Consider the following 18,375-nt stretch of genomic DNA (forward strand, 5'->3'; position numbering starts at 1 on the left):
AGCGAACAGGCATTGATCCCGGTTCCGCCGCCCGGCGCGTTCTCCGGCCCCGTGTCACCCCGGCCCGGCGGCGGAACCGGCCGGTGTGTCAAATGAAGTTCACCGCGCCCGGCTTCCATTTGTAGTGCGACTCGAGTTTGTAGTACTCGCCCTTGGGGGTCAGCGCCACGCCGTAGACGAACTTCCGGTCCCCGCCGCCGTACGGAACGCTTTTCACGAACTTCTCGATCTCCGGTTCCACGGGTACCGGAAGCGTGGTCAGGTCCGTGGTCGCCGCGGCATAGCAGATCCGCTCGATCTCCGGGGAGTCCCAGCCCAGCGTGACGTAGAGCCCGAACGCCCCGGCGCCGAGCCGGAGCATCTGCTCGCTCGGCTCGGCCATCCCGGTCCGCCGCAGCGTCGACCGGATGGTCTCCGGCTCGAAGCACTCACGCGGCACGTCGTTGAAGTAGACGTTCACGGTCCGGGCCGGGTAGTCGAATCCCAGCACGCCGACCCGGTCGTCGAGGCCGTGCCGGGTGAAGAAGTCGGCGTTCGCGGCGAGGCTGCGGGGCATCGCCGGAATGCCGGCGAGCGCCGTGGCCGCCTGAAGCTCGTCCGGGGCGAAGGCCGCGTAGATCTTCTTGAAGCCGCCGACCACCCCGAAGTCGATGCCGTGACTCTCCACCGGGCAGCGCCGGTGGACCTCGGAGAGCAGCGTGCCGATGGGGTGGTCCGTGCGCGGGGTGAGGCCCCGGGCGAGCGCCGAGGCGTACGGGTCCCGGTCGTCCGGATGCGTCCGGAACCGGCAGTCCAGCTCGCCCGCGTGACGCAGCGCGGTCGCCACCCGGAAGGCGACCACCGCCTCGGCATGGGCGAACGCGTCGCCGTACGCGGACAGGATGGGCCAGACCCGGTCGCGCGAACAGGGCACGTCCAGCTGCCGGGCCGATTCCTCGATGGTCGAGTAGAGCTCGGCCACCTCGGGAGTTCCGGACATCGATCCTCCAAGCATGGTTCGTTCGGTCAGGGCGGCCGGCGTGGCCGGTCCTATCGCGGCTCGTAGACGCGCTTGTGACCGGAGAGCCCGGCCAGCCGGTACGGCCCGGTGGTCACCGCCGGCGCCGGATAGTCGCCGCCGTCGACCGGGAAGGCGTGCTCGTGCAGCTCCCGGTACGTCGCGTAGTCGATCTCCTGCCGCCGGTCGATCGCCGCGCGGTGCTGGTCGGGTCGCGTGTGCGCGCGGTACCCGGGCACGACAGTGCCGGCGAAGAACTCGGCGACGCTGCCGGACCCGTAGCTGAGGAAGCCGACGGTCCGGCCGGTCAGGTCGTCGGCGGTGTCGAGCAGTGCCGCGAGCCCGAGATACATCGACGCGGTGTAGCTGTTGCCGATCTCGGCGTTGTACGCCGTGGTGCGCCCGACGGCCCCGGCGACCAGCGCGTCGTCGACGTCGCGCCCGCAGTAGTTGAGCAGGTGCCGGTGCGCCTTGTCGGCCATCCTCGGGAACGGCTGGTGGTAGCAGAACGCCCCGAACTCGTCCAGGGTGCGACCGCCGCGCTCGGTGTAGTCCTTCCACGAGCCCTCCAGCGCCTGCAGGTAGGCGGAGATGGACTCGTGCCCGTCGACCAGGGCGGTGGTGCGGTAGTTCGGCCGCCAGAAGTCCATGACGTCGGCGGTGTACATGCCCGACGGGTCCTCGACGCGTACCAGCGCCGGGTCCGCGCCGACGAGCATGGCGACCGCCGCGGCGCCCTGGGTCGCCTCGCCGGGCTCACCCAGCGCGTACTTCGACACGTCGCTGGCGATCACCAGGACCTGCTGCGACGGGTCACGGTGCACCAGGCCGATGGCGAACTGCAGCCCCGCCGTACCGCCGTAGCAGGCCTGCTTCAGCTCGACCACCCGGGTGGCCGAGGGGAGGCCGAGCAGGGAGTGGACGTGTATCCCGGCCGCCTTCGCCTGGTCGACCGACGACTCCGTGGCGAACACGATGGTCCGGATCCGGTCGGTGCCGTGGCGGGCGACCACCGGCGCGGCGGCGGCGGCAGCCATGGTCACGATGTCCTCGTCCGGGGCGGGCACGCTCATCGCCCGCAGCCCGATGCCACGGTGGTACTTGGCCACGTCGGCGCCGTTGCTCGCGGCCAGGGTCTCGTGTGTCAGCACGTGATGCGCCGTCGCGGCGGACAGGTCGTGGATGCCGACGGCGGGTCTCTCGGCCATCGTCAGGCTCCGATCTTCGTGGTCTCGGTCGGGCGTTCGAGCCGGACGTGCGCCCGCATCAGCTCGCCCGGGTTGGTCTGCGCGGCGAGCAGGGACAGCTCGCCGCAGAGCACCGTCGCGGCCGCGATGACCGCGAGCCGCCGGGCGTTCTCGCCCGGATCACGCGAGGCGCGGCAGCCGAGCCGCTCCAGGTTCTCCTCGACGAAGCCGAGCCCTTTGCCGTTGCCGACGGTGCCCACGATCAGGTTGGGCAGCGTGCAGGAGAAGTAGAGGTCGCCGTCGCGGTCCTCGGCGACCGTCACGCCCTGGGAGCCCTCGACGATGTTCGCGGCGTCCTGACCCGTCGCCAGGTAGAACCCGAGCAGCATGTTCGCGTAGTGGGCGTTGGCCGAGCGGATGCCGCCGGCGAGCAACGTGCCGATCATGTTCTTGTGCACGTTCAGCTGGGCGATCGCCGCCGCCGTCGTGTGCAGGCTGTCGTGGACGATCTCCCGCGGCACGACCAGTTCGGTGACCACGTTCTTGCCCCGGCCGAGAATGCCGTTTATCGCGGTGGCCTTCTTGTCGGTGCAGTAGTTGCCCGAGATCGAGCCGTACGAGATTCCCGGGATGGTGTCCAGGATGTGCCTCAGCAGCGCGTCGGCGGCCAGCGTCGCCATGTTGTGCCCGGACGCGTCACCGGTGGTGAAACTGAACCGCAGGAACAGCAGATTCGCGGTGATCTCGTGATGGAACCCGATCAGCTCGACGAACCTGCCGCAGGTGCGCACGATGTCACGCAGTTCGTCGAACCGCGCGTCGACCTCCAGCGAGGCCAGGTAGGCGGTCTGCGCGTCCTTGGCGCGTACGAACACGGAGCGGGTCATGCGCTCGTCGACGAGCGTGGCGACGATGCCCGCCTCGACCGTCCGGGAGATCTTCGCGCCCCGGCCGACGGACGGCCAGAGCGGCGATTCGTACGTGGCGAGCGGAACCTCCGTCTCGATCTGCGCCACGTTTCCCGAGATCCGCACGGGACCTACCCATTTCATGGGCACACCGGCGATCGCGTCGTTCATCGAATGCCTCCGATCATCTCGTGGGTGGCGCCGGAGCGGGTGGCGAGGCGGTGGGTGTCGATGCCCCGGGCCGCGCAGAACGCGCTCAGCCGACCCTGGATCAGCAGGTCGCAGCGGGTCAGGTCGGCCGGGGTCCGCGCGCCCAGGGCGGTCATCAGGGCTTCGATCTGGTCGAGCCAGGTGGAGATCAGCGACAGCAGCGCCGGCACGCCGCCGTCCAGGAGCGTGCGCAGGAACAGTCCGGACACCCCGGCCCCGCCGGCGCCGAGCGCCAGCCCACGGACCACGTCGAGCGGGTTGCGGATGCCGCCGGAGGCCAGCACGGGCAGGTCCACGCCCTGGGCGTCCAGCAGGCAGGCGGGTGCCGACTGTCCCCACCCGTCCAGGAAGGAGTAGTCGGCGGCGTCCCGCCGGTCGTTCTCGATGCGCGCGAAGTTCGTGCCGCCGCGGCCGGCGACGTCGGCCACCCGGACGCCCATGTCCCGCAGCCGCAGCAGCGTCTCGCGGCTGAGCCCGAAGCCGACCTCCTTGACGATCACCGGCACACCGACGCCGGCGACGATCTCCTCGATCCGCGGCCCCCAGGCGGCGAACGACCGGTCCCCCTCCGGCATCACCGTCTCCTGGATGGTGTTCAGGTGGATCTGCAGCGCGTCGGCCCGCATCAGGTCGACGGCCCGCCGGGCCCGTTCGACGGAGGCGGTGGCGTTGACGTTGGCCATGATGAACCCGTCGGGGTTCTCCCGGCGCATCACGCTGAACGTCTCGGCCACCGACTCGTCGGCGAAGTAGGCGCTCATCGACCCGGTGGCGATGGGTACGCCGGTCTCCCGGGCCGCGATCGCCAGGTCCCGGTTGATCAGACCGGTCTTGGTGCTGCCGCCGGTCATCGCGTTGATGCACAGCGGCACCGGCCAGTCGATGCCGCCGAACGACGTGGCCAGCGAGACGTCCGACCGGTCGATGCCGGCCAAAGCGTGGTGCACGAAGGACACGTCGTCGAACTCGTGGTGACCGCCGAGCCGGCCCTGCTGCTCGGCGGCGAGCCGGACGTGGTCGTCCTTGCGGTTGGCGATCATCGCGCGCTCCCGTTCGTCTGATGGACCTGGATCGGCATGGGGAGCACCCCGGCGGCGGCCCACTGCTCGCGCAGCCGCGTGGTCCGCGTCGCGGCGGTGGCGTCCAGCAACGCGATGCCGCAGTCCCCGCCACCGGCGCCGGACGGTTTGGCCGCGCCGCCGACGGTCTCTGCGGCGTCGCACAGCGCCGTCAGCCGGGGGGTGAAGATGCCGAGCCGGACCTCGTCGTCCAGCTCGGCAAGCACGTGCCGGGCCCGCCGGACCTGGTGCAGCAGTTCCTGGTCGTCTCCCCGTTCCAGCGCGTCGATGGCGGTACGCACACACTCCTGGCTACGGCTGGTGAAGCTCCACCGCGCCGGGCTGCCCCGCCACCGGGAGGCGGCCAGCCGCCCGGTCAACAAGCTGCTGCTGGCCGGCTCGCCGGTCCAGCCCACCTCCAGCGCGAGGCCACGCGGTGGTGGCAGCCGCCGGACCCGCAGGCCCGGCCAGGGCGCGCGCATCGTCTCCTCGACGCCGCGCCGCCGCGCCATCTCGCGCACGGCCGCGCGGTCGGGCGCCTGGTAGGCGATCCAGCCGCCCCAGACGCTCGCGGCCAGATCACCGCCGGAGGCGTCGGCGCCGTCGCGCACCGTCGCCAGCATCGCCAGCCGGAACCGCGATTCGAGCGACAGCTCCACCCCGTGGTACGCGGCCACTGCGGTCACCGTGGCGACTGTCACCGCCCCGCTCGACCCGAGGCCGAACTTCGTGCCGTCCCGGTGCAGCCGGCTGGTGATCGCCACCCGCATCGGCAGCGGGCGCAGCCCTCGCCCGGCCAGGAGTTCGCCGACCACCTCGATCGCCGAGACCACGGCGCCGAGGGCGTCGGGCGCCGGCTGCCCGTCGCCCGCGCCGACGAGCCGGCCGTCCTGCCACCGCAGGCACTCCTGCTCCGGGCAGAGGTCGGAGTCGACAACGAGGTGGGCGTCGGCGCCGGAGACGGTGACGTCCACTCCCCGGTCGACCGCCACCAGCAGCGCCGGGTGGCCCGGCTCCAGCACCGCGTACTCACCGGCGATGAACAGCTTGCCCGGCGCGTGGTGGCGCACGGCGCCCGGACCGGTCACGGCCGGCTGCCCGGGTCCGGCCGGGCCGCCGGCCCCGGTCCGGCGACGACCACGGCGCAGCCCGGCGCGGCGTCGCGCAGGGTGTCGGCAACCCGGTCGGCGTCCGCGCGGCGGCAGAGCACCTTGACGTTCGGTCCCGCGTCCATCGTGGCGTAGGCGGAGACGCCGTCGGCGCGCAGGCGCAGCACGCTGTCGAGCACGGCCACCGTGACCGGCGCCAGGTAGCGCACCGCCGGCCGGGCGGCCAGCATGGTCGCGTGCATGCCGAGGGCGTTGCGTTCGGCGATCTCGCCGACCGCGTCCAGGTCTGCCTGGAGCAGCGCGGCCCGCATCTCGGCCAGGTCGGCGCGGCCGGAGGCGACCCACGACGGATAGAGCGGGGAGGTCCGGACGGTTCGCCGCATCCCCTCGCGGCTCGACACCGCCTTCGGCCCGGCGTCGACGATCGCGATCACCAGCGCGACGTCGAAGGGCGCGACCGGCACCGGCTCGGCGTAGGAGCCGAGGTCCGCGGCGGCCCCGGCGCCGGGGCCCGCGTGGCACATCGCGAAGCCGCCGAAGACCGACCGGGAGGCCGACACGGATCCCCGCCGGGCCAGGCGGGACAGCGCGGTGGTGTCCAGGTCGAGGCCGTACGCGGCGGCGCCGGCGAGGGCGAGGGCGGCGAATCCGCTCGCCGAGGACGCCAGGCCGGCGCCGGTGGGCACGGAGTTGCGGGTGTCGACGCAGGCCCGTTCCGTGCGCCCGGCCAGCTTCCGTACCAGGTCCAGGAAGGTGACGACGCGCTGTCGCCGTTCGCCGTCGGTGGGCGAGCCGTCGAGGACGACCTCGTCGGCCGCCGCCCCGCTGTCGATCCGGACGGTGGTGGTGGTCGGGAAGACGTCGAGCGTCATCGACAGGCTGTCGGCGTACGGGATCATCAGCTGCTCGTCGCGCTTGCCCCAGTACTTGATCAGCGCGATGTTCGGATGGGCCACGGCGGTCGCCGGCCGGTTGAGCGCCGGCGCGGACGGCTCCGCCCGGTGGTCAGTCGTCATGGCCGGCGAACCTCCCCATCGGGACGGCCCAGGTGCGGACGGCGCCGGCCTGCTGGACGCTCCGCACCACCGCCGCGGACTCCCGGCGGTCCCGGGCCAGCGCGATCATGCAGCCGCCCAGGCCACCGCCACTGATCTTGGCGCCCGGGCTGCCCGCCGCGAGCGCGGCGTCGACCATCCGGTCGATCCGTCCGGTGCTGATGCCGACCTCGCGCAACAGCCGGTGGTTCTCGGTCAGCCGCGCGCCGAAGTCGGCGACCCGGCCCTGGAGCAGGTCGTGCGCCGCGGCCTCGGTCAGGCTGGTCACCCGGCTGACGAACTCGTCGCGCGTGCGCGGGGAGCGCTCGAAGGCGCCCCGCAGCAACTCCACCGCGTCCCGGGTGCTGCCGCTGACGCCGCTGTCGGCGATGACGAGCACCGCGTCGAAGCCGGCCGGGTCCGACCGTCGCGCGGTACGCGCGGTGCCCGCCATGGCGACCGGCAGTTCCCGGCCCACGCCGTTGCGGAAGATCAGCGGCGCGGTCGCACCGGTGGCCAGGGCGTCGATGCCGCTGGCCCGGCCGTGCGCCACGTTCTCCGAGGTCTGCACGAGATCGAACACCGTGGCGGCGTCGAGGCGGCGGTCGAACGCGTCCGCGAGGGCCAGCACCGCGGCGCGGGCGCAGGCGGCGCTCGACCCGAGCCCTCGGCCCTGCGGGATGGCGCAGTCCACGAGCACGTCGACGCGCATCGGCTCGGTGACGGCGGCCCGCTGCCGGAACTCCGTCACCAGATGTTGCAGGCCGTCGGTCGGAAGCGACGTCACCTCCGGGCTCTCCAGCCCGGCGATGGCGAAGGAGATCTCGTCGCCGCCGTCGCCGCCGGCCCGCCGCGCCTTCGCCACGGCGGTCAGTTGCGGCACCGGGACGGCGAGCGCCGGAGCGCCGTACACGACGGCGTGTTCGCCCAGCAGGATGGCCTTGCCGTGGGCGCGGCCGGTGCCGAGGCGGCCCGGCCCGTCACCCCGGTCGTCGAGAACGCCACGGGCGACGACGGTCACCGGCTCCGTGGACATCACTGGGCCCGCTGGGTGGCCTTGATCGCCATGTCGGCGAGCTGATGTTTCGCGGGGGCGGTGGCGCTGCTCGCCTCCAGCGCGGCCAGCGCCCGGTCGGTGCGCTGCGAGATCTGCCGCTCGATCTCCTCGACCGCACCGACGTCGCGGAAGATGCCGCGGATGCGGGCGATCTCCTCGTCCGCGAGGTCCGTGCCGACCTTCGCCCGCAGGTAGGCCGCCGCGTCCGGGTCCCGTTCGTCGGCGCGCTTGAGCGCCGTGGCGAGCAGGACCGTCCGCTTGCCCTCCCGCAGGTCGTCGCCGGACGGCTTGCCCGTCACCACCGGGTCGCCGAACACGCCGAGCAGGTCGTCGCGCAACTGGAAGGCGATGCCCACGTCGGCGCCGAAGGCGCGGTAGGCCGCGAAGAGGGCGTCGTCCGCGTCGGCGATCGCCGCGCCGAACTGCAGTGGCCGCTCCACCGTGTACGACGCGGTCTTGTACTGGTTGATGCGCAGCGCCGCGTCGACGTCCTCGCTCCGGCTCACCTGGCTGATCAGATCGAGCAGCTGGCCGTACATGACCTCGGAGCGCACCGCCGACCACACTGGCGAGACCCGCACGTGCGCGTCGGCCGGCAGGCCGGAGGCGCGGACCAGGACGTCGGCCCAGATCAGGACGAGGTCTCCGATCAGGATGGCGGTGCCGGTGCCGAACGTTCCCGGGTCACCGGAGAAGCGCCGCGCCCGATGCCGTTCGGCGTACGCGACGTGCGCGGCGGGATGGCCGCGGCGGGTCTGCGACGCGTCGATGATGTCGTCGTGGATGAGGCCGGACGCGTGCAGCAGCTCGAACCCGGCGCAGGCGTTCAGCACCGCGGTCGCCACCGGGTCCTCCGGGTCGCCGCCGGCGCCGATCCAGCCCAGCCAGGCGAAGGCGGGCCGGATGCGCTTGCCGCCCCGCAGGACGTAGCTCTCCAGCTCGGCGACCAGGGCCGCGAAGTCGTCGCCGAGCTCGCGTGCCTCGGCGCGGCGCTCGGCGAAGAAGTCTCGCAGCGCGGCGTCGACGGGCGCCGAGTCGGTGACCGCACCGAGATATCCGACGGTCATGCCCGCGTCTCCCGATCAAGACGGCAGTCACCATTACACTCACGCATCTCGGACTCCCCTGGATTCGCTGGACCAGTCGCGTCGAGCGGCGATTAGTCGATTCCGTTCCGGACGTTTGCGCCGGCGCGGAAACGACGCCGATCTCCCCATCGGCGTCGCCATTTCGTCCGCGCCGGCACGCCGAGTCCGGCATGGCCTGACAGTAATCGCGGCCCGACACCCTGCCCACTACTCACGCGAGTAGTGCGCGCTGCCAGCGACGTCGCCGACGAACGGCCGCAGATCCCGTATAACTGAGTAGCCCGCCCCGGTTCGGCGTTCAACTGTCCAGAACGGACGGTCGAACGCGGTGGGACATCGGCTCGCGGCGCACGTCGGACGATTCAGCAGAGGAAAACGGGATGGTCATCATGAATCGCATGGCGGGGCGCGGGCAGGAATTGTCCTCATTGGGGGAACTGCTCGACGCCACCATGCGGGGATCCGGGGGCTGCGTCGTCGTCGACGGGCCGTTCGGCATCGGCAAGACCCACCTGCTGAAGGTCACCGGCCTGGAGGCGGCGGCCCGCGGGCTGACAGTGGTGGCCGGGCGGGCAAGCGTGACGGATCAGCCGGTGCCCGTACACCTGCTCGTCAACTTCCTGCGCCACGCGATGCCCGGCGAAGCGGCTGTCGAGCAGCTCGCCCTGCCGGGTGCCAACCCGTTCTGGCTGATCGACCGGGTCGGCGATCTGGTCGAGGTCGCGGCACGCCGGCGCCCGCTCGTGGTCGCCCTGGACGACGCCCAGCGCATCGACGACGTCAGTGCCCTGGCCCTGCGCGGACTCGTGCCGCGGCTGGCGTCCTCGCCGGTGCTCTGGCTGCTGGCCCGCCGGCCGGTCGCCGCCGGGTCGATCGCTCAGCACGCCGTCGACTGGCTGGCCGAGCACGTCGCGGTACGGGTACGGCTGCGCGAGCCGGGCGAGGAGGCGGTGGCCGACCTGTGCGCCGGCATCCTCGGCGCCCGGCCGGACGCCTCCGTCCTGCGCTGGGCGGCCCGCTGCGGCGGCAACCCGAAGGTGATGGAGATCGTCTTCAGCGCGTTCATCAAGGCCGGCCAGATGATCATCGTGGACGGGGCGGCGTCGGTGGTGTCCGACGAGCTGCCCGACGGTGTCCTCGCCGGCGTACGCGCGCTGCTGGAGGAGCTGCCACCCTCGCTGCGGCGCCTGCTCGCGGCCGGCGGCCGGCACGGCCACACGTTCCCCGTCGACCGGGTGACGGGCCTGCTGGACGGGTCGGCCGCCGACGTGTCCGCCGCGATCGACGAGGCGGTGCGGGTCGGGCTGATACGACGCGACGGAGCGGAGCTGACCTTCGCCCACCCGGTGCTCGGAGAGGCGCTTCGCCACGCCGCGTACCCGGAACCGGAGCGTGCCGCGCCCGGATCCGCGCCGGCACCGGCGGCGGGCGACCCGGTCCGGCGCGGGCGGCCCGATCCGCGGCCCGTGACGCCCCACTCCCCCGCCGGCGTACGCGTCACGCGCTCCGCGCCGGACGCGGCCACGCCCGCCGCGACGGCGGAGCCGCGCTCGGGCCGGTGCGGGTGCGACGAAGTGGTGGCGGCCGCCGTGTCCCACCTGGAGAACCGATCCGCCGAGGCGCCACGAGCGCTGGCCCGTGCGCTGCGCCTGCTGGCCGGGGCGGGACGGGCCGCCGAGGCCGGCCGCCTCGCGGAGGTGATCCTCCGCCGCGACCTTCCGGCGGACGTCGAGGCGCAGCTCGTGCTCGAACTGGGACACGGGATGCGGGCCGCCGGCAGCCACCGCCTGGCGGCCGGCTTCCTGCGGCGGACGCAGGCCCGCCACGACGTGTGCGAGCTGGACCGCGCCAAGCTGGACCGGGCGCTCGCGGACACCACGAAGCACCTGGGCGGCGCCTCCCTCGCCGAGGCGGAGCCCTGGCACCAGTCGCCGGGCTGCGCGCCCGGCCGGCGGCCGCTGTGGACCTGGCTGGTCCGGGCGCTGGGCGCAGCCGATCAGCTCGACGAGGCGCAGGCGGTGCTGGCCACCGTGCGACCGCTGGCGCAGGAGCCCTGTCACACCGGCTCGGAGTCGCTCTGGCGCGGCCACCGGGCCGAGCTGCTGGCAGCGGCCGGACGGCTGGACGAGGCACGCGCCGAGGCGGAGGCGGCGCTGCGAGCCGCCGACCACTCCCGGCCGGCCGACTGCGTACCGGCGCGCCTGGTCCTGGCCCACCTGAGCGTGCACCACGGTGACCTCGCCACGGCCAGCGACCAGTTGCGGACGGCCGAGCGGCTGGCATCCGCCGACGACTCGGCGCGGACGGACTGGGCGCTGGCCCGGTTCCACGCGGCCAGCGGCCGTCCGGCGATGATGGTGCAGACGCTGATCAACGTCGCCGGACAGGTCGTACCCGATCCGCTGCTGTTCACCGAGGCGCCGGCCGCCGCGGCGACGCTCGTACGCCAGGCCCGCCGGGCGGGGCTCGACGCGGAGGCCGAGCGGGCCGTGGAGGTCGCCCGGCGCGTCGCCCGCGGCAACCCGTTCGTCCAGTCGCTGGCGGCGGCGGCCGAGCACGCCGCGGGTCTCCTGCGCGACGATTCGGCGGCGCTGCTGCGGGCCGCGGATCTGCACCGGCTCGCCGGCCGTACGCTCGCGGCGGCCGGCGCGGTGGAGGACGCGGCCCGCAGCACCCGGGACCGGGCCGAGGCCACCCGTCTGCTCGAAGCCGCGACGGACGGCTACCGGGAGTGCGGCGCGCGACGCGACCTGGAGCGCGTGGAGGCCGAGCTGCGTGTCCTGCCGGCTCACAACGTCCGCCCGCTGGTCCCCGACCGGCCCCGGTCGGGGTGGGAGAGCCTGACCAGCGCGGAGCTGCGGGTCGTGCGGGCCATCGTGGACGGGATGACCAACCGCGAGGCGGCGAGTTCGCTGTTCCTGTCCCCGCACACCGTCGACAGTCACCTGCGGCGCGTCTTCTCCAAGCTCGACATCAACAGCCGGGTGGAACTGACCCGCTGCTTCATCGCGCACGAGGCGGTCCGGCCGGCGCTGGCCACCACACGCCAGCCGGCGTCCGCCGGCTGAACCGGCCGGCGTGTGGTGGGGCGCGGTTCAGCCGGCGGACGCCGGAATGCGGTTCAGCTGGCCTTGCCGGTCATGGAACCGGCGCCCCAGTCCTGGTCGCCGCTCATGGAGTAGATCGCCGCCCGGCTGGAGTACGTGGCCGCGGCGTGCGCCAGCTCGGCCCGGGTGTTGAAACCCAGTTTCCGGTAGATCTTCCGCAGGTGGTAGTTGACGGTGTGCGCGGACAGGTGGACCTGCTTGGCGATCTGCCGGTTCGTCAGGCCCACGCTCACCAGGTAGGCGATCCGCTGCTCCATGTCGGACAGGGTCGACCAGCAGCTCGCCGGTGGGGTGGCGGCCTCCTCGGCGCGGGCCGGCGTCGCCGGCCGTCCCCCCGCCTGGGCCTGCGCGGCGTAGAGCTTGGCGAGTTCCTCGGTGGCCAGCGCCACCGAGATCGGGTCCCGTGACTGCACGATGATGAGCGCCAGGGCCGCCGGAGCGCTGTTCGCCAGCGCGTGGGCGTGCATGGCGGTGAGGCTGACGACCTGGATCCTGGGGTTGTCCGCGGCGAGCCCGTTGACCGTGTCGAGGACGCGGCGTTCGAGGTCACGGTCGTCCACGTCGCGGGCGAGCAGGACCAGGAAGGCGGCGGCGCTCGGCACCTCGACGTAGAGGCGGCGCTGCGTCGGCAGGCGGTGGTGCTTGCCCGCGAGTAGCTGGGCGGCGGCCCGCGGGCCTTCCTGCTTGACCGTGATCAGCACTTCCGCCCACGAGTACTGCACCGAGTCGAGGACCACTTGGCGGTCCGCGTCCCGCTGCCCCCGCCTGAGGTACTCGATCGCGGCGGGCAGGTCCCCCATGTAGAAGGAGGCGGTGCTGAGCACCGCGTAGGCGAGGGGCCGCAGCATCGGCACCGCGTCCCCCTCCACGGCGGTGGTGGCCAGCGCCGCCTCCCGACGCGCCTCCCCGATCCGCCCCGCCTGGAGCAGCAACCGGGACCGCATCACCGCCGTCGCGGCCGTCCAGATCGGCGCGGGCAGTCCGCGCAGGCCTGCTTCCGCCTCGTTGATCAACGCCTCGGCCTCGTCGAACTCGCGGAGGTTCGCGAGCTTCCCGGCGAGCGCGAGCTGGGCGTGCAGGCGCCACACCGGTTCGGCCTCCGAGCCCGCCCGCACCGCCGCCCGTCCCAGCTTCAGGCCCTCCGCCAGCTTTCCCGCCGACCACAGCCCGGTGGACCGGGCGGTCAGCGCCATCGCCAGCGCGGCGTCACCGGACTCGGCGTCGCGTTCGCGCAGGATCGCCTCGGTCATCGGGTCGCAGCCCTCCCCGCCGAGCAGCAGATCGGCCAGCACCAGACACGCCTCCGCGTCACGCCGGGCGGCGAGCGACACGGCCGGGCCGGCGAGAACCGCCTCGGCGACGCGTATACCGGCCTTCGCGTTCCCGTTCATTATCAGGCGGTGCGCCCGGGAACAGGATCCGGTGGCGTCCTCCCTGGTCGCGCTTACCGGCGCGGTAGGCGCCGCGTCCAACCGGCGATTCTGGTCGGCCGCCGGGCGCCGTCGCCCGGAAAGGCTCATCGCCTCGCGTCGTAAGGCGTCGCGGGCGGGTCCGGGAATGGACTCGATGATGCCGCGCAGCAGGAAGTCGCTCTGAAAGGCGAGCTGATGCTCGGCGGCGACGACGAAGCCCGAGGCGATCGCCTCGTCCACCGGCGGGAGCAGGGCCGCCGACGATCGGCCCAGCATTCTCGAAACGTCCTCCAGCATGAAGGATCTGCCCAATGCCGCGGCAACCTTCAAGAACTGCTGGCAGCCGGCGCTGACATCATTCAATCGCCGCATGACGAAACTCAGCACGCGCCGAGGAATTCGCCGGGACACCAATTCCGCCCGACCGTTTCTCTCCTGGATCAATCCCTCTTCGGCGAGCCCGCGCGCGAGTTCGGCGACCAGGTGCGGATTTCCGCCGGCGCCGCCCGCGAAGTCAATCAGCTCGCGGTGCACGTCGACCCCGAGGATCTCGCGCAGGACCTGCTCGTCGCTCCCTCCGCCCCACGGCTGGGACGCCGGCCCCCCGGCGGCGCACACCGGATTTCGTGCTGGGTCTGTCGCCTGGTTCTCCCGCGGCCGTCCCGTTGTCATAATCCCCCCGGAATATGCGCACACAGCTCAAGAAAAGCCTGGACTCGGCGGTGACGCTACCCCACTGCAACCACATTTGCCATCGATCACCGTCGTCGCTCATCATAGCTATCCGGCAGGCCCGGGCGTAGCCGTCATATATCAGGCAGCATCCCGCTGATATCGGACTTAACTAAACAATGCCACGATTGGCAGAACCCTCTCGCATGACCGAAATAGCCCTCGCGGGGAACCGCCCCGGCCGACGGCCCGAACGCCCGGAAGCCGCTCTGAGCAGGTGAAACAGACTGCGACCGAGCCGCGACGCCGAACCGGGCGGTCCGAGCCCGACCGGCCCTGCGGGCGCGTCGGCGGGCGGCGGGCGACCGCGACGCTCTGCCGACAGAGAAAGCGCAGGATACGGCGCTGACCGGATACCGACAGGTGTACTGCAAATGGAGTACCGCAACCGTGGTAGCGGCGACCAGGAAGTGCCTGCATCCGTACGGCGACACAGAAGTGCCTGTTCACGACCATTAGGTAGAGCGCTTATTGACTTGAGGAGAAGATGATGCCTACCGAGACTCCCCGCACAGACGGAGCTCTGGCGGGATTGGCGCGGTTCTGTTACCGGCGTCGTCGACTGGTGCTCCTGACCTGGATCGTCGGCGTCATCGCGCTGGCGTTCCTGGGCTTCCGCTACGGCGCCGCCCCGGACAACGTCTACTCCGGCGGAGACTCCCATTCGGCACGAGCCCAGGCCCTGATCGAGAAGCACTTCCCCGAGCAGCGGGGGGACACCCTCACCCTGGCCATCAAGGCCGAGCGGGGGATCGACGACCCGGCGGCCCGGCAGAAGATCGAGAAGGTCATCTCCGATCTGGACGCCTCACCGGTGACCGGACCGATCGTGTCGCCCTACGCCGACCGCAACCTGGTCACCTCCGACCGCCGCATCGCCCGGACGACGATCCCGCTGACCTCGATGGACGTGGAGAAGGCAGAGGCCAAGCCGCTCGTCGACACGGTCAAGGACGCCTCCGGCGACGGCGTGACGCTGGGGCTGGGCGGAGAGCGGGCGGAGAAGGCGGAGACGCCCCCACAGGGCCCGGCCGAGGCGGTCGGCGTGGTGACCGCCGCGGTGATCCTGTTCCTCGCCTTCGGCTCGCTCGTGGCGATGGGCCTGCCGATCGTGACCGCGTTGCTGGCGGTGCTCGGCGGGGTCGCGCTGATGAAGCTCGTCGGGCACCTGGTCCCCTCGCCGGACTTCACGGTGCTCATCGCCGTGCTGATCGGCCTCGGTGTCGGCATCGACTACGCGTTGTTCATCCTGACCCGCTACAAGGACAGCCTGGTGGAGGGGGACGATCCCGAGAGCGCCACTGTCAAGGCCATCACCACTGCCGGTCATGCCGTCCTCTTCGCGGGCACCACCGTGATGATCGCGCTGCTGGGCCTGATCGCCATGGGCCAGAAGATGATGAACGGCGTCGCGCTCGGGGCGGCGGCGACGGTGCTGGTGACGATGATCGCCGCGGTCACGCTGATGCCGGCCTTCCTGGGCTTCGCCGGTTACAAGATCCAGGGCCTGCGCGTGCCGCGCCGGGGACCCCTTCGCCAGGCCGACGCCGACTCGCCGAAGCAGGAGCGCCGCACGCTCGCCGAGCGCTGGGCCGGCGTCGTCCAGCGCCGCCCGGTCACCGCCGCGCTCCTGGCCACCGCGGCCCTGCTGGTGCTGACCGCGCCGCTGCTGTCGATGCGGCTGAGCCTGCCCGACGCCAGCGTCCAGCCCCGTGACCGGAGCAGCTACACCTCGTACGAGATCCTGTCCGAGGGCTTCGGTCCCGGCTACGGCGCTCCCCTGATCTTCGCCGCCGAGGTCGGCGACGGGAACAGCGACCTCGGTCCGGTCGTCGCCGCGGTGAGCGGCACCGAGGGCGTCGCGTACGCCACGCCGCCCCGGATCAGCCAGGATGGGCAGGCCGCCGTCTTCATGGCCTTCCCCCGTACCGGCGCCCAGGACGAGGCCACCGCGGACCTGGTGCACAAGTTGCGCGACGACGTGCTGCCCGCGGCCTCCGGGGGCCGCGAGGTCTACCTCGGCGGCCCGAACGCCGGCGCGATCGACCTCGCGGAGGAGACCAGCTCGCGACTGCCCGTGATGATCACCGTGGTCATCCTGCTGTCCCTGCTGCTGCTGGTCGTGCTGGTGCGGTCGGTCACGATCGCGCTGCAGGCGGCGGTGATGAACCTGCTGTCCATCGGCGCCTCCTTCGGTGTGCTGGTGGCGATCGTGCAGTGGGGCTGGCTCGGGTCCGCCCTCGGCTTCCCCACCTCGATGCCGATCACGACATGGGTGCCGATGATGATGTTCCCGCTGCTGTTCGGCCTCTCCATGGACTACGAGGTCTTCCTGATCTCGCGGATCCGCGAGGAGTACGAGCGCACCGGCGACACCCGCCAGGCCGTGACCCGTGGTCTGGCCCGGACCGCCAAGGTGATCACGGCGGCCGCCGCCATCATGATCGCCGTCTTCACCACCGGCATGCTCGGTCCCGACGTCTCGGTCAAGCAGGTCGGCCTGGGCATGGCCGTGGCGGTGTTCGTCGACGCCACCATCGTCCGGATGATCCTCGTCCCGGCCGTGATGGAGCTGTGCGGCAACGCCAACTGGTGGATGCCCGGACGGCGGGCGAAGACGACCCCGGTTCCCCCGGCCGGGGTCGAGGAAGCGGCCAGGATCTGAGCCCCTTCCCCCAAAGAGTGCGGGGAACCCTTGGACGGGTTCCCCGCACTCGCTGTCGTCCGGAACCGACGTAGGGTCACGCCATGCCCGAGCTGCTTCCTCCCCTCCTGGTCGCCCCGATGGCCGGAGGTCCGTCGAACCCGGCGCTGGTCACGGCCGCCGCCCGGGCCGGCTCGGTGGGATTCCTCGCCGCCGGCTACCAGTCCCCCGAGGCCGTCGAACACGAGGTACGCGCCATGCGCGCGGCCGGCGTGCCGTACGGGCTCAACATCTTCGTGCCGACCCCGGCCGAGCCGGACCCGGCGCCGGTGGAGGCGTACCGCCGGTTGCTGCTGCCGGAGGCGCAGCGATACGGGGTGGACCTGCCGCCGCCGCGCCCGCACGACGACGACCACTTCGCCGCGAAGGTGGACGTGGCGGTGGCGTACGCGGTCCCGCTCGTGAGCTTCGCGTTCGGCGTACCGCCGACGGGCGTGGTGCGGGCGCTGCGCGACGCCGGATGCCAGGTGCTGATCACCGTCACCTCGGCCGACGAGGGCCGCCGGGCGGTCGCCGCCGGCCCGGACGCGCTCGTCGCGCAGGCGGGCACGGCGGGCGGGCACGCCTCGACCACCGATCCGGCCGGCTACCGGCCGCGGGGCGAGGCGCAGGAACTTCTCGCCGCCGTACGGGCGGTCACGGATCTGCCGGTCGTCGTGGCCGGCGGAACGTCGTCCGCCGAGGATGTCGCGCGGCTGCGCGCGGGCGGCGCGGCGGCGGTCCAGAGCGGCACCGCGTTCCTGCTCGCCGACGAGGCCGGCACCCGGCCGGCGCAACGCGCCGCGATGCTCTCCGGCGACTTCCGCCAGACCGTGGTCACCCGGGCGTTCACCGGTCATCCGGCGCGGGCCCTGCGCAACCGCTTCACCGACGCCTACTCCGAGGCGGCGCCGGTCGCCTACCCGGCGGTGCACCACCTGACCGCGCCGATCCGGGCCGCGGCGGCGCGTCAGGGCGACGCCGAGGCGCTGAACCTGTGGGCCGGGACCGGTTTCGCGTCCGCCGTGCCGGGGCCGGCCGCCGACATCGTGGCCCGGCTGACGGGCTGACCGTCCGGACCGGGCCGGCAGGCGGGCGGAACGGGCGACGGGCAGGCGGATCGGGCCGAGGGGCGGAACGGGGCCGACGGCCGGGATGCCCTCACGGGGGGAACGGCCCGGTGCGGTCGCTCCCCTCGGCGGGCCGGCTCCACCTGGTCTGCCGAGGGGAGCCGGCCCGCCGGTCACCGGCGCCACTGCGGCCCGGTGTCGACAGTCGTCAGGGTGCGGTGGGACCGGCGGTGCCCAGGCCGGCGGGGTTGCTGATGACGCAGCGCCAGGCGCCGTCCGCGCCGCGCCGGAGCACGTCGACGGCGGTGCCCTCGATCCGTAGCGGGGTGCCGTCCGGCCCGGTTCCCTCGTGGACGTAGTCGTTGATCACCAGAGCGATGTCGCCGGTGACGTACTGGTGGCGGACGGCGGCCTTGATCGGCAGGAAGTGCTGCTCCTCCCGGCTGCGCGCGCGCCTCTCGTCGCCGGTCAGGACCGTGCCGGGGGCGAGGATCAGCAGGGCGTCCGGCTCGTAGAGCCGCTCGAGCTGGTCGAGATCGCGGTTGTTGAACGCGCGCTCGAACAGGGGCAGGAGCGCGGCGGGGTCGGTGGGTGCGGCGGGCGTTTCCTCGGAAGCGTTCGACATGGGCGCAGCACACCCGGATCAGGACGGACCGGTCAACGGCGACGAGCCGGTTCTGTCAGGTCGCGGGCCCGGCGGACGCCGAGGTGACTAACTAAGAT

General features: G+C 72.8%; 13 protein-coding genes. 3 read left to right on the forward strand and 10 right to left on the reverse strand.

All coding sequences use genetic code 11. The features are described from left to right. Window positions 1–88: 88 nt before the first annotated feature. Genes FHU28_RS22990 through FHU28_RS23025 form a run of 8 tightly spaced genes read right to left on the reverse strand, consistent with a single transcriptional unit; the run spans window position 89 to window position 8,627 of the window. Window positions 89–979, reverse strand: a complete 891-nt coding sequence (locus FHU28_RS22990) for an aromatic prenyltransferase (protein ID WP_184686541.1) — start codon at window positions 977–979, stop codon at window positions 89–91. 50 nt (window positions 980–1,029) lie between these two features. After that, entirely contained in the window at window positions 1,030–2,205 is a 1,176-nt protein-coding gene (locus tag FHU28_RS22995) for a hydroxymethylglutaryl-CoA synthase (RefSeq protein WP_184686542.1), read from the reverse strand. 2 nt (window positions 2,206–2,207) lie between these two features. Then, entirely contained in the window at window positions 2,208–3,263 is a 1,056-nt protein-coding gene (locus tag FHU28_RS23000) for a hydroxymethylglutaryl-CoA reductase (RefSeq protein WP_184686543.1), read from the reverse strand. Continuing rightward, entirely contained in the window at window positions 3,260–4,342 is a 1,083-nt protein-coding gene (fni, locus tag FHU28_RS23005) for a type 2 isopentenyl-diphosphate Delta-isomerase (RefSeq protein WP_184686544.1), read from the reverse strand. The genes FHU28_RS23000 and fni overlap by 4 nt, the downstream gene beginning before the upstream one ends. After that, a complete protein-coding gene (locus FHU28_RS23010; RefSeq protein ID WP_184686545.1) occupies window positions 4,339–5,448 on the reverse strand; it encodes a phosphomevalonate kinase in 1,110 nt (369 codons plus the stop codon). The genes fni and FHU28_RS23010 overlap by 4 nt, the downstream gene beginning before the upstream one ends. Then, the gene (mvaD, locus tag FHU28_RS23015; protein WP_184686546.1) at window positions 5,445–6,485 is read right to left on the reverse strand and encodes a diphosphomevalonate decarboxylase; all 1,041 of its coding nucleotides are present in this window, start codon (window positions 6,483–6,485) and stop codon (window positions 5,445–5,447) included. Before mvaD ends, FHU28_RS23010 begins: the two co-directional genes overlap by 4 nt. Further along, a complete protein-coding gene (gene mvk, locus FHU28_RS23020) occupies window positions 6,475–7,539 on the reverse strand; it encodes a mevalonate kinase (RefSeq protein ID WP_184686547.1) in 1,065 nt (354 codons plus the stop codon). The genes mvaD and mvk overlap by 11 nt, the downstream gene beginning before the upstream one ends. Beyond that, the gene (locus FHU28_RS23025) at window positions 7,539–8,627 is read right to left on the reverse strand and encodes a polyprenyl synthetase family protein (protein WP_073827925.1); all 1,089 of its coding nucleotides are present in this window, start codon (window positions 8,625–8,627) and stop codon (window positions 7,539–7,541) included. The genes mvk and FHU28_RS23025 overlap by 1 nt, the downstream gene beginning before the upstream one ends. Before the next feature lie 410 nt (window positions 8,628–9,037). On the opposite strand from FHU28_RS23025, the gene FHU28_RS23030 reads away from it, so the two are divergent. Further along, entirely contained in the window at window positions 9,038–11,716 is a 2,679-nt protein-coding gene (locus FHU28_RS23030; protein ID WP_184686548.1) for an AAA family ATPase, read from the forward strand. A gap of 53 nt (window positions 11,717–11,769) precedes the next feature. On the opposite strand, the gene FHU28_RS23035 is transcribed toward FHU28_RS23030, so the two are convergent. Beyond that, on the reverse strand, window positions 11,770–13,443 hold the full coding sequence (locus tag FHU28_RS23035; protein ID WP_221453273.1) for a LuxR C-terminal-related transcriptional regulator: 1,674 nt from the start codon (window positions 13,441–13,443) through the stop codon (window positions 11,770–11,772). A gap of 1,021 nt (window positions 13,444–14,464) precedes the next feature. On the opposite strand from FHU28_RS23035, the gene FHU28_RS23040 reads away from it, so the two are divergent. Next, window positions 14,465–16,564, forward strand: coding sequence for an MMPL family transporter (locus FHU28_RS23040; protein WP_221453274.1), 2,100 nt, complete (start codon window positions 14,465–14,467; stop codon window positions 16,562–16,564). 83 nt (window positions 16,565–16,647) lie between these two features. Then, complete coding sequence (locus FHU28_RS23045; protein ID WP_184686550.1) at window positions 16,648–17,652, forward strand: nitronate monooxygenase; 1,005 nt, start codon at window positions 16,648–16,650, stop codon at window positions 17,650–17,652. Window positions 17,653–17,860: 208 nt separating this feature from the next. Here the strand turns inward: FHU28_RS23045 and FHU28_RS23050 are convergent, their stop codons facing one another. Beyond that, complete coding sequence (locus FHU28_RS23050) at window positions 17,861–18,277, reverse strand: YybH family protein (protein ID WP_116506751.1); 417 nt, start codon at window positions 18,275–18,277, stop codon at window positions 17,861–17,863. Between the last annotated feature and the right edge of the window lie 98 nt (window positions 18,278–18,375).

The sequence above is a fragment of the Micromonospora echinospora genome (assembly GCF_014203425.1).
GTDB classification, from domain to species: domain Bacteria; phylum Actinomycetota; class Actinomycetes; order Mycobacteriales; family Micromonosporaceae; genus Micromonospora; species Micromonospora echinospora_A.